Source organism: Staphylococcus argenteus (genome assembly GCF_000236925.1).
Classification (GTDB): domain Bacteria; phylum Bacillota; class Bacilli; order Staphylococcales; family Staphylococcaceae; genus Staphylococcus; species Staphylococcus argenteus.
The window spans coordinates 1,503,879-1,516,308 of the sequence record NC_016941.1 but is presented as its reverse complement, the minus strand read 5'-3'; the positions used below and the strand labels follow the sequence as shown (position 1 = coordinate 1,516,308).

10 protein-coding genes and 1 pseudogene are annotated in these 12,430 nt (G+C 31.6%); 9 read left to right on the top strand and 2 right to left on the bottom strand.

Annotation, left to right across the window (positions count from 1 at the left end):
• The first annotated feature begins 245 nt into the window (after nt 1–245).
• The 8 genes and pseudogenes from SAMSHR1132_RS07095 (at nt 246) to SAMSHR1132_RS07060 (ending at nt 8,478) form a co-directional block, all read left to right on the top strand.
• Complete coding sequence (locus tag SAMSHR1132_RS07095; protein WP_000606682.1) at nt 246–1,379, top strand: tripeptidase T; 1,134 nt, start codon at nt 246–248, stop codon at nt 1,377–1,379.
• A gap of 67 nt (nt 1,380–1,446) precedes the next feature.
• Nucleotides 1,447–2,853, top strand: a complete 1,407-nt coding sequence (gene gndA / locus SAMSHR1132_RS07090; RefSeq protein WP_000193705.1) for an NADP-dependent phosphogluconate dehydrogenase — start codon at nt 1,447–1,449, stop codon at nt 2,851–2,853.
• 317 nt (nt 2,854–3,170) lie between these two features.
• The gene (locus tag SAMSHR1132_RS07085) at nt 3,171–4,385 is read left to right on the top strand and encodes an MFS transporter (protein WP_000122714.1); all 1,215 of its coding nucleotides are present in this window, start codon (nt 3,171–3,173) and stop codon (nt 4,383–4,385) included.
• Between the two features lie 14 nt (nt 4,386–4,399).
• The gene (locus SAMSHR1132_RS07080; RefSeq protein ID WP_000798486.1) at nt 4,400–4,996 is read left to right on the top strand and encodes a carbohydrate kinase family protein; all 597 of its coding nucleotides are present in this window, start codon (nt 4,400–4,402) and stop codon (nt 4,994–4,996) included.
• A gap of 233 nt (nt 4,997–5,229) precedes the next feature.
• Nucleotides 5,230–5,601 (top strand): VOC family protein, encoded by a 372-nt coding sequence (locus tag SAMSHR1132_RS07075; protein ID WP_000413429.1) that lies wholly within the window; start codon nt 5,230–5,232, stop codon nt 5,599–5,601.
• Nucleotides 5,602–5,608: 7 nt separating this feature from the next.
• Nucleotides 5,609–5,778: pseudogene (locus SAMSHR1132_RS14105) on the top strand (hypothetical protein).
• A 15-nt stretch (nt 5,779–5,793) separates the two neighbouring features.
• On the top strand, nt 5,794–6,813 hold the full coding sequence (locus SAMSHR1132_RS07065) for a LacI family DNA-binding transcriptional regulator (protein WP_000256315.1): 1,020 nt from the start codon (nt 5,794–5,796) through the stop codon (nt 6,811–6,813).
• A 15-nt stretch (nt 6,814–6,828) separates the two neighbouring features.
• A complete protein-coding gene (locus tag SAMSHR1132_RS07060) occupies nt 6,829–8,478 on the top strand; it encodes a glycoside hydrolase family 13 protein (protein ID WP_001041942.1) in 1,650 nt (549 codons plus the stop codon).
• A gap of 74 nt (nt 8,479–8,552) precedes the next feature.
• On the opposite strand, the gene SAMSHR1132_RS07055 is transcribed toward SAMSHR1132_RS07060, so the two are convergent.
• Together SAMSHR1132_RS07055 and zwf are read right to left on the bottom strand one after the other, a co-directional pair.
• Nucleotides 8,553–9,419 (bottom strand): AraC family transcriptional regulator, encoded by an 867-nt coding sequence (locus SAMSHR1132_RS07055; protein WP_014373838.1) that lies wholly within the window; start codon nt 9,417–9,419, stop codon nt 8,553–8,555.
• Nucleotides 9,420–9,647: 228 nt separating this feature from the next.
• Nucleotides 9,648–11,132 carry a glucose-6-phosphate dehydrogenase gene (zwf, locus tag SAMSHR1132_RS07050; protein ID WP_000105065.1) on the bottom strand — a complete coding sequence of 495 codons (1,485 nt, stop codon included), beginning with the start codon at nt 11,130–11,132 and terminating at the stop codon, nt 9,648–9,650.
• Between the two features lie 313 nt (nt 11,133–11,445).
• Between zwf and rnz the strand changes: the two genes are divergently transcribed.
• Nucleotides 11,446–12,366: a ribonuclease Z gene (rnz, locus tag SAMSHR1132_RS07045; RefSeq protein ID WP_000454058.1), complete on the top strand. Its 921-nt coding sequence runs from the start codon at nt 11,446–11,448 to the stop codon at nt 12,364–12,366.
• The last annotated feature ends 64 nt before the right edge of the window (nt 12,367–12,430 follow it).

The window sequence follows — 12,430 nt, the reverse complement described above, 5'->3', positions numbered from 1 at the left end:
CCATTTCAACTTATGTCATTTTCCTCATTATACGATACCTTTGAAAATGCAATCAATATATTTTTGACAATGCATTATTTAAGTTACAATTATAATATATATTTAAAACTGAGATAACGTTATACAATATAGTTATTCATTTGAACAATAAATTGATTACTGATTTGTAAATGAATTAACGTTATATACTGGCAAATTGTAGCTGAAGATTTAATAAATAATTCTAATTTAAAAGGGGCATTTATATGATTAACGAACAAAGATTGTTGAATACATTTTTAGAATTAGTACAGATTGATTCTGAAACTGGGCATGAAGAAACCATTCAACCTATTTTAAAAGAAAAATTTAAATCATTAGGACTAGATGTAAAGGAAGATAATGCAAGTAATCATCCAAAATTAGGCGCAAATAATCTAGTATGCACATTGGAAAGTACTATCGAAGAAGGGGTAGCACCAAAATTATATTTTACTAGTCATATGGATACAGTAGTGCCTGCAATAAATGTGAAACCAATTGTAAAAGAAGATGGATATATTTATTCTGATGGTACAACTATTTTAGGGGCAGATGATAAGGCGGGATTAGCGGCTATATTTGAAGTTTTGCAAGTTATTCAAGAACACAACATACCACATGGACAAATTCAATTTGTGATTACTGTAGGAGAAGAATCAGGGTTATTGGGAGCTAAAGAATTAAATCCACAATTGTTAGATGCTGATTTTGGTTATGCAATTGATGCCAGTGCTGGCGTAGGTACAACAGTAGTAGGGGCACCAACGCAAATGTTAATATCAGCTAAAATTGTTGGGAAAACTGCACATGCAAGTACGCCAAAAGACGGTATAAGTGCAATTAATATTGCAGCAAAAGCTATTAGTAGAATGAAATTAGGTCAAGTTGACGAGTTAACAACTGCCAACATCGGTAAATTCCATGGGGGTTCTGCTACTAATATTGTAGCGGATGAAGTTATTTTAGAAGCAGAAGCACGTTCACATGATCCAGAAAGAATTAAAGACCAGGTCAAACATATGACAGAAGTATTTGAAAATACTGCGACTGAATTAGGTGGTAAAGCGATAGTATCGGTAGAACAAAGTTATCCAGGGTTTAAAATAAATGACGATGAAGCGGTCGTTAAAATTGCTCAAGAAAGTGCACGAAATTTAGGTTTAGAAGCCAATACAGTTATATCTGGAGGTGGCTCTGACGGTAGTATTATTAATACGTTTGGAATTCCATCTGTCATTTTAGGGGTAGGTTATGAAAAAATTCATACTAAAAATGAACGTATGCCGATTCATGCATTAAACTTATTAACAAGTCAAGTATTGGAAATTATCAAACTAGTTGCGCGACAATCAAAATGATTTAGTGTAGTGTATGTCTATTTTGTGATACAATACTAATGAAAAATCAACAAGTGAGGTAAGTAATATGACACAACAAATTGGAGTTATTGGTTTAGCCGTAATGGGTAAAAACCTAGCTTGGAATATTGAATCACGTGGATACAGTGTATCAGTATTTAACCGCTCAAGTGAAAAAACGGATTTAATGGTTGAAGAATCAAAGGGGAAAAATATCCACCCTACATATTCATTAGAAGAATTTGTTAATTCTTTAGAAAAACCACGTAAAATTTTATTAATGGTGCAAGCTGGTAAAGCTACTGATGCAACTATCGATAGTTTATTACCTTTGTTAGATGATGGTGATATTTTAATTGATGGTGGTAATACAAATTATCAAGATACAATTAGACGTAATAAAGCATTAGCTGAAAGTGCAATTAATTTTATTGGTATGGGCGTTTCTGGTGGAGAAATTGGCGCATTAACAGGCCCTTCATTAATGCCAGGTGGACAAGAAGAGGCATACAATAAAGTTGCTGACATTCTAGATGCAATTGCTGCAAAAGCTAAAGATGGTGCTTCATGTGTTACTTACATTGGACCAAATGGTGCTGGTCACTATGTGAAAATGGTACACAACGGTATTGAATATGCTGATATGCAATTAATTGCAGAAAGCTATGCGATGATGAAAGAACTTCTAGGTATGTCACATGAGGAAATTGCTCAAACGTTTAAAGATTGGAATGCTGGCGAATTAGAAAGTTATTTAATTGAAATAACTGGTGATGTTTTCATGAAATTAGATGAAGATAAAGAAGCATTAGTTGAAAAAATTCTTGATACTGCAGGTCAAAAGGGTACAGGAAAATGGACTTCAATTAACGCATTAGAATTAGGTATTCCATTAACAATCATTACTGAATCTGTATTTGCACGTTTTATCTCTTCAATCAAAGAAGAGCGCGTAAATGCTTCTAAAGAATTAAATGGTCCAAAAGCATCATTTGATGGTGACAAGAAAGACTTTTTAGAAAAAATTCGTAAAGCATTATATATGAGTAAAATTTGTTCTTATGCACAAGGTTTCGCGCAAATGCGTAAAGCAAGTGAAGATAATGAATGGAATTTAAAACTTGGTGATTTAGCTATGATTTGGAGAGAAGGTTGTATTATCCGTGCACAATTCTTACAAAAAATTAAAGATGCTTATGATAATAACCCAGGATTACAAAACTTGTTATTAGATCCTTACTTTAAAAACATCGTTACTGAATACCAAGATGCATTGCGCGACGTTGTAGCAACAGGTGTTCAAAATGGTGTACCAACACCTGGATTCTCATCAAGTATTAATTACTATGATAGTTACAGAGCTGCTGATTTACCAGCAAACTTAATTCAAGCTCAACGTGACTACTTCGGTGCACATACTTATGAAAGAAAAGATAAAGAAGGCGTATTCCATACGCAATGGATTGAAGAATAAATCTGGCTAATGAGCCTGAGGCATTAGGAATTTAGGTAATGTTAAAGAGACGATTTCTATTATTTATTTGATAGAAATTGTCTCTTTCTTTATGTATTTAACGAAATTTTCTACGCATGAAATATCTTCAGTGATCTTCTTTCTCTTGTCAAATTAAAATTTCCTACTTTTATAAATTAACGATATCTATCCTCATAGAATTTGTCCGTTTAAGTGTAGACGATTTACTTACATACTATTAAGATAGCATTAGTTAGTAATTTTTAAATTTAGATAAATAGATTACGTTTTATTATTTGATGAAGAAGAGGGATAGAATGTCATATACTTCTGTATTATTTAATAAGAACTTTACTTTTTATTTAATAGGGGTAGCTTTTTCTAACATGGGCAGTGCTTTTACTACGTTTGTTTTTCCTTTAATGATTTTAAAGCTTACTGGCTCTGCATTTCAAGTTGGCATAGTTTCTGCACTAAGTTTTATACCTTATGCAATTTTAGGATTACCAGCAGGTGCTTTAATTGACAGATTGAATAAGAAGACCATAATGAAATGTGCTGATATAATTAGGTTCGTTTCATATTTAAGTATACCATTATTAAGTTTTTTCAATATGTTAAGCATCTTTCAAATTTATGTAGTTGCAATCATTTCAGGTATTGGATTAGTATTTCACAGTATTTCTGAGGTTTCGATAATCCCAAGTATTGTAAAAGAAGAAGATTTGGCGAGTGCAAACAGTTATATATACGCTACTCAAAATGTTTCGGAATTTTTGGGCCCTATAATTGGAGGTTTACTTTATACATATATGGGTTATTCAATATTAATTTTTATAGATTCTATGACTTTTTTACTCTCGTTTTTCAGTTTGATATTAATTAAAATTGAAAGTAAGAGTATATTCAATCAAGAAAAGTTGAGTGGAAAAAAATTTTTGAGCGATGTTAAAGTTGGGTTTGATTATCTATTATCTAATTCAACTATTAGAGTAATGGCTGTTGTTGTAAGTTTATCTAATTTAATTATCTCACCTTATTATATTTATATAGTTATGTTTGTAAAGGAAGACATGAATCAATCATCTCAAGTATTGGGGTTAGTTTTAGGTATCTCATCTCTAGGTGCGCTAATCGGTTCATTATCTGCTAGTTTTCTCTTGAAATTATTTAATTTCGGAAAACTAATTGTAATTATATTATTTTTAGATACAATTTTTAGATTAATGTTACCGTTTAGTACTTATATTTTTATACTCATCCCACTTTTAGGGTTGACGTATATGACACAATCCATTATAAATATAGCGATAATCACACTGAGGCAAAAGAAATGTTCAGAACATATGTTAGGACGCGTTAATAGTGTTTTTAAAACAATGGTTTTTGCATTCAGACCTATAGGCCTTTTTTTAGGCGGTATATTACTTGAAAATAAAGGTGGATTTTATGCACTTACGATCAGTGCTGTGTTATTTATACCATTAGTGTTATATATTCTGAAAAATAGATTTTATAAAGTAGAAGAATAGTAAGGAGAAAATTAATGAAAAACAGCCAAAATATTGTTTGTATTGGTGCAGCGAATATAGTTAAACAATTATATTTAAAATCTGAATTGGTTAATAAAAGTTCAAACCCTGTATCTTCGATAAGTGTATCTGGAGGTGTAGCTAGGAATTTAGCGTATAATATTGGCAAATTAAGTAATAAAAAAACTATTCTCTTAACTTTATTAGGTAATGATAAAGAAGGTGACTATATTTTAAATGAAGCTAATAAGTTTATCGATTTAAAACATATAAAAAGTATAGATAATATGAACACAGGAATGTTCACTTCTGTAATCGATTATAATGGGGAAATGATATGTGGTATTGCAGATATGGATATATATAACTTAATAAATAACAAATATTTAAATGAAAAAATAGAAGTAATAAAAAATGTAGATTTTGTGGTTGTAGACTCTAATATACCCAAGGAAAGTATACAATATTCAATTCAGTTGTGTGGAAAGAGTAATATTCCAATAGGTATAATCCCAGCATCTATAAAGAAGGTGAAAAACATACCAAAAAACTTAGCAAGGATAGACTATTTAATATTTAATAAAAAAGAAGCTGAAGCTTTTTGGAACTGAAATACTCCCTTCAAAGTAGACATAGAAAATACGAAAACTTTGAACGAAGTAATATGTCCCAGACGACATGTTTGATTAATGAAGTTCTATGTGGCTACAAAATTTTAAAAGGTACACTAGCAATATCTATTACCTTAAAAGCATCCCGCCATATTTTTAAGCATTTTGTGAAGTAATAAAATATATACTGTGTTATGATAGCATGTATTATAGAGAAATAGAGGTACTATTTTATGGAAAAGTTAAATCAAGTTATGTTATATGTTGATGATGTTGACAAAGCGAAAGCATTTTGGACAGAAACTTTAGAGTTTGTTGTTGTAAGTGAAACACCGTTGGCTGAGGACTATGTTGCAGTTGAAGTATCACCTACGAAAGATGCTGAAACGTCATTGACGATTATGGCAAAAGAATTTATTGAAAAGTATAGTCCTGAAGTGAATTTAGGAACGCCATCATTAATGTTTAAAGAGAGAAACTTTGATGCATTATACTCAAAATTAAAAGAATTAGGTTTAACTGGACACGACATAGTAGAAATGAATGGACAACGTGTATTTAATTTCCAAGATGGCCAAGGAAACTATTTCGCTGTTAGTGACTAAATAATCGATTTTAATATTTAATTAACCTTTATATTGATTTTCGACTTGAATTTCAGTATGAAGGTTTTATTTTTATCATTTTATGCAATCGTTTGCACAAATCTTTTGACATTTTTAGAAAGTGTGACTAAACTGATATTATACATGACATGGAAGCGTTTTCCGATACAGAGATAAACAGGAGGTGATTATATGGTTACAATTAAAGATGTTGCAAAAAAAGCGGGTGTTTCACCTTCGACAGTTTCAAGAGTTATAAAAGGGAATCAACGTATTAGTGAAGCGACAATTTCAAAAGTGAAAAAAGTTATGGAAGAATTGAGTTATTTTCCGAATACTGCAGCTAGAACGTTAATCACCAATCAAACTTATAAAATTGGGTTGGTTTTAAAAGGGTCTGAAGAGCCCATAAGACTTAATCCTTTTTATATAAATGTATTACTTGGTATTTCTGAAGAATGTAATCAGCATGGTTATGGAACTCAAACAACAGTATCGAATAATATGGATGATTTAAAAGAAGAAGTATATAAAATGATAAAACAGCGTATGGTCGATGCTTTTATTTTACTTTATTCAAAAAATGATGATCCAATTAAACAAATGTTAATGGAAGAAAATATGCCTTTTATTGTAATAGGAAAGCCAACATCAGATTTAGACTATAAATTTACACATATTGATAATAATAATGTTTTAGCATCTGAAAATTTAACACAACATATTGTTAATCAAGGTGTTAATGAAATATTATTTATTACTGAAAAAGGCGACTTTGAAGTTTCCAAAGATAGAGTTAAAGGATTTGAAAATATAGTATCTCAACATAATATTAATTATCAAATCATTGAAACGGATAGTGATAGGGAATCTATTTTAAGTTGTTTACAAAGGCAACAAGTAAGATTGAAAGACCCAAATATTAAACAAGCAATCATTTCGTTAGATGCAATATTACATTTAGGTATTTTAAGTGTCCTTTATGAATTAAACATTGAAATACCTAATGATATTTTGACAGCCACATTTAATGATTCTTATCTAACAGAAATAGCATCACCGCCTCAAACATGTATCGATATTAAACCTCGATTATTAGGACAACAAGCTGGTAATGCAATTTTACAAATTTTAAATAAGAGAGAGAAAAATGTAATTGAATTAGTAATTATTGATACTGAATTAGTAATTAGAAAATCTACACAACGATAGCAAAGGAGTTTTAAAATGAATAAACAATGGTGGAAAGAAGCAGTAGCATATCAAGTATATCCAAGAAGTTTTAATGATAGTAATCATGATGGGATTGGGGATTTACCTGGAATGATTGATAAATTAGACTATTTAAAAGAGTTAGGTATCGATGTCATTTGGTTAAGTCCTATGTTCAAGTCACCTAATGATGATAATGGATATGATATTAGTGATTATAAAGAAATTATGGATGAATTTGGCACGATGGAAGACTTTGATCGTTTATTAAAAGGTGTTCATGATAGAGGCATGAAGCTTATTTTAGATTTAGTTGTAAATCATACATCTGATGAACATCCTTGGTTTATAGAATCCAAATCTAGTAAAGACAATCCCAAACGTGATTGGTACATTTGGCAAGATCCAAAGCCAGATGGCTCTGAACCTAACAACTGGGAAAGTATATTTAATGGATCTACATGGGAATATGATAAAGATACGGGGCAGTATTACTTCCATTTATTCAGTAAAAAGCAGCCTGACTTAAATTGGGGTAATCCAGAAGTTAGAGATGCTGTATTTGAAATGATGAATTGGTGGTTCGATAAAGGTATTGATGGGTTTAGGGTAGATGCAATAACTCATATTAAAAAGACATTTGAAGCAGGTGATTTACCTCTACCTGAAGGTAAAACATATGCACCAGCTTTTGACGTGGATATGAATCAACCAGGCATACAAACTTGGTTACAAGAGATGAAAGATCGCTCATTAAGTCAATACGACATTATGACTGTTGGAGAAGCAAATGGTGTAAGCCCTGATGATGCTGATGACTGGGTCGGTGAAGAAAATGGTAAATTTAATATGATATTCCAATTTGAACATTTGGGACTGTGGAATAGTGGTGATTCTCACTTTGATGTAAATTCGTATAAATCTGTATTAAATAGATGGCAAAAGCAACTTGAAAATAAAGGTTGGAATGCGTTGTTTATTGAAAATCACGACCAACCACGACGTGTTTCGACGTGGGGTGACGATGACAAGTATTGGTATGAATCAGCAACGAGCCATGCAGCTGTTTACTTTTTACAACAAGGGACGCCTTTCATTTATCAAGGGCAAGAAATTGGTATGACAAATTATCCATTTGAAAGTATTGAAACATTTAATGATGTTGCCGTTAAAAATGATTATCGCATTGTTAAAAATCAAGGTGGCGATGTAGAGGCTTTGCTTGCGAAATATAAAGATGAAAATAGAGATAATTCTCGTACGCCGATGCAATGGGATGACACATTAAATGGAGGATTTACAAATGGAGAACCATGGTTCCCAGTGAATCCAAATTATAAAAATATTAATGTTGCACAACAATTAGAAGATAACCATTCAATTTTGCAATTTTATAAAGATTTAATTCAATTAAGAAAATCTGACGATGTGTATGTCTATGGTCAATTCGATTTAGTAGATGCTGAAAATTCTCAAGTGTTTGCCTATACAAGAACACTAAATGATAAAAAGGTTCTAATAGTCGGAAACCTTACTGACAAAGAAGCAATGCTAGATGTACCATTTGATATTAGTAGCGCAAATATTAAACTATTTAATTATGATGACAACATTGATATAAAACATTTACGTCCGTATGAAGCGTGTGTAATGGAACTAAATTAATATTTTAAAATACCCCTTATACAAAATGATGTTAATTCATCAAATGTATAAGGGGCTTCTTTGTTTATAATTATTTAATCTTCGTCATAAGGGCTCTGTTTAACAGGAATCCAAAGCTGAATTTTAGTGAATGGGTCATTAAAGGAAATATCGAGAGGGTACACTTCAACATATAAATCATTTCGTTCATATGGCAATGTTAACTGCAAACTTGATTCAATGTAATACCAAGCTTCATTAGTTGCATAATCAATTTCACCTTGTAAATTGAATTTCGCACAATGTTTGCCAGGTAAAAATCTACTTTCTAAGTGTGCTGGATAACGTTCACTTGGAACACCTACAAATATTTCTAAACCATTTTCAAGAGGACAACTAATAACGAACAATTCAAATGGGCTGACATCATTATATCGTCGTAACTCTTTAATTTTACCATCAATGAGCAAGTCTTCTAAAAAATCCGGGACATTAAAAGGATGTGACAAATACTTAGTGTCTATAAATCTTGCATATCCAACCAATGAAATATCATCTGTCTCTTCTAATCTATATGGATAGGGTGCTCTCTCAGTAGTTGATAACTTGATATATAATCGCTCTTGAATTTGTAATTCATCTTTTTTAGTAGAAGCTTGAATAGGTGAAACGCCATGAAAATCACTAAAATCATTAGCGAAATCATTTGAGTTTGCATAGTGATATTTCTTAGCGATATCAACGAGTCGTGTTGCGCCATGAATCACATCATTTGCTGCGAGCGTCATTTTGCGTGCTCGTGCATAAGCTTCTGGAGATAAGCCGACAATCATTTTAAATGATTGATCAAGATGGTATGGCGAAAGACCAACGTAATCACTTAATTCTTGCAAATTGAAAGGCTCTAATAATCGATCTTCAATATAAACAATTGCCTGTTGTATTTGCTTGATAACGTCCAAAACTTTCACTCCAATTAATTCAATCATTTATTTTTATTCTACATTATTTCTAATAAATATACACCAATTTGTTCAGTGATTATTAAAATAGTTTGTGTAGTTTAAAATATACTTATTCAGTCTAGTCTAGAAAAAAAGCGAATGATAGAACCTTTGATTAGCTTAAAATGTAATCAATGCTTGTCATTCGCTCATGTATTTATATTTAATATGTGCGTATTAATTTAATTATTGAATATCGTCCCACCAGTGGTTACCATCTCGAGCTAGTAATAAATCACTTTCTAATGGACCATTTGTGCCTGATTCATAGTTAGGGAACTCTGGGTCTACCATGTTCCATTCATCTTGAATAGCGTCAACAAATTTCCATGTTGATTTTAACTCTTCCCAATGTGTAAAGTTAGTCGCATCACCTTTTAGACAATCGAATAGTAAGTTTTCATATGCATCAACTGTATTCATTTTATCTTGGGCACTCATTGAATATGATAATTGAACAGGTTCTGTTTCGATACCTTGCGTATTTTTCTTAGCGTTTAAATGTAAAGAAACACCTTCGTTCGGCTGAATATTGATTACTAATAAATTTGAGTCTAACAGTTTGTCAGTTTCATAGTATAAATTCATTGGCACTTCTTTGAATTCAACGACAACTTGTATTGTTTTAGATTTCATTCGTTTACCGGTACGGATGTAAAATGGTACACCAGCCCAGCGGAAATTATCAATTGTTAATTTGCCTGAAACGAAAGTAGGTGTATTTGAATCGTCTGCAACGCGATCTTCGTCACGGTATGCTTTAACTTTTTTACCATCAATATAACCTTCACCATATTGACCGCGTACAAAGTTCTTTTTAACATCTTCAGATTGGAAGTGACGAAGTGATTTAAGCACTTTTACTTTCTCAGCTCGGATATCTTCACTATTTAAACTAATTGGAGCTTCCATAGCTAATAATGCAACCATTTGTAACATGTGGTTTTGCACCATGTCTTTTAGCGCACCACTTGATTCATAATAACCACCACGGTCTTCAACGCCTAATATTTCAGAAGATGTGACTTGAATATTTGAAATATACTTGTTGTTCCAAAGGGGTTCAAACATTGCATTTGCAAAACGTAACACTTCAATGTTTTGAACCATGTCTTTACCTAAGTAATGGTCAATTCGATAAATTTCTTCTTCTTTAAATGATTTACGAATTTGATTGTTTAATGCTTCTGCAGATTTTAAATCACTACCGAATGGCTTTTCGATAACAAGACGTTTAAATCCGTTTGTATCTGTTAGACCAGATGATTTTAAATAATCTGAAATGACACCGAAGAATTGCGGAGCCATAGCTAAGTAGAATAATCGGTTGCCGTTTAATTTAAATTTACTATCAAGTTCATTACTGAATTCTAATAATTCTTGGTAACTTTCTTCGTTACTTACATCGTGTCTATGATAGAAGACATGTTCCATAAACGCGTCAATTTTATGTGTATCTTTTACGTGCTTTTGAATTGATGATTTTACTTGATTACGGAAATCATCATTAGTAATGTCACGACGTCCAATACCGATGATGGCAATATGTTCATCTAAATTGTCTTGTTGGTAGAGATGGAATATTGATGGGAACAACTTACGATGACTTAAGTCACCAGTTGCACCAAAGATTGTGATTAAACATGGGATGTGTTTGTTTTTAGTACTCAAGATTAAAACCTCAATTCTTAATTAGATATATGATTTATTATTATAAGATAATCCATTCTGTAGGTCATACAATATGCTCGACTGTATTAGCTAACTTAAAATTAATTATCACTATGTGTATCATGCAAAATGTGATACTTATTAATGTTTAGTATAACGTAATTATCAAAATTTATATAGTTATGTCTACGTTTAAGTTTGAAAATTTAACATGTAAGGTAGAATTTTTAACAGAATTTGATTAAAGAATAAATTAAAACTAAATTGATACAAATTTTATGATAAAATGAATTGAAGAAAAGGAGGGGCATATATGGAAGTTACATTTTTTGGAACGAGTGCAGGTTTGCCAACTAAAGAGAGAAATACACAAGCAATCGCATTAAATTTAGAACCATATTCCAATTCCATATGGCTTTTCGACGTTGGTGAAGGTACACAGCACCAGATTTTACATCATGCAATTAAATTAGGAAAAGTGACACATATTTTTATAACACATATGCATGGCGATCATATCTTCGGTTTACCTGGGTTACTTTCCAGTCGTTCTTTTCAAGGCGGAGAGCAAAAGCCACTTACATTAGTAGGGCCGAAAGGTATTAAAGCTTATGTAGAAATGTCATTGAATTTATCTGAGTCACATTTAAATTATCCAATTACATATATTGAAATCGATGATCATTTAACTTATCATCATGAAGGTTTTACTGTAGAAGCACATTTACTTAACCATGGAATTCCTTCATATGGTTATAGAGTTATTGCACCAGAGACGACAGGCACAATCAATGTTGAAGCTTTGAAGCAAATTGGTCTTGAACCGGGTCCGAAGTATCAAGAAGTTAAATCACAAGATACATTTGAACATAATGGTCAAGTTTATCAATCACAAGATTTTCGAGGCACCTCTAAGCAAGGACCAATTGTTGCTATATTTGGTGATACAAAGCCTTGTGCTAATGAACGATTGATTTCACAAGATGCTGATGTGATGGTACATGAAGCAACTTATATAGATGGTGAAAAGCATTTGGCCAACAACTATCATCATAGCCATATTGAAGATGTTTTTACGTTGATAAAAGAAGCAAATGTAAAGCGAACATTGATTACGCATTTGAGTAATCGCTATAACTTGGAAGATATTAATGAAATTTATCAAACATTAATACAAAGTGAAGACGCACCAAATTTCAGTTTTGTAAAAGATTTCGATAGCTTTAAAATTTAATTTCATTTTTATTTTGAAGTTAAAGTTTAAAATCAAATTTATTCAAAATAATAACCCGACTATA

Excerpts from the sequence above, each read along its gene's own strand:
- rnz (WP_000454058.1), top strand. The coding sequence starts at position 11,446 with ATGGAAGTTACATTTTTTGGAACGAGTGCAGGTTTGCCAACTAAAGAG.
- SAMSHR1132_RS07065 (WP_000256315.1), top strand. The coding sequence starts at position 5,794 with ATGGTTACAATTAAAGATGTTGCAAAAAAAGCGGGTGTTTCACCTTCG.
- SAMSHR1132_RS07060 (WP_001041942.1), top strand. The coding sequence starts at position 6,829 with ATGAATAAACAATGGTGGAAAGAAGCAGTAGCATATCAAGTATATCCA.
- SAMSHR1132_RS07075 (WP_000413429.1), top strand. The coding sequence starts at position 5,230 with ATGGAAAAGTTAAATCAAGTTATGTTATATGTTGATGATGTTGACAAA.
- SAMSHR1132_RS07080 (WP_000798486.1), top strand. The coding sequence starts at position 4,400 with ATGAAAAACAGCCAAAATATTGTTTGTATTGGTGCAGCGAATATAGTT.
- SAMSHR1132_RS07095 (WP_000606682.1), top strand. The coding sequence starts at position 246 with ATGATTAACGAACAAAGATTGTTGAATACATTTTTAGAATTAGTACAG.
- gndA (WP_000193705.1), top strand. The coding sequence starts at position 1,447 with ATGACACAACAAATTGGAGTTATTGGTTTAGCCGTAATGGGTAAAAAC.
- SAMSHR1132_RS07085 (WP_000122714.1), top strand. The coding sequence starts at position 3,171 with ATGTCATATACTTCTGTATTATTTAATAAGAACTTTACTTTTTATTTA.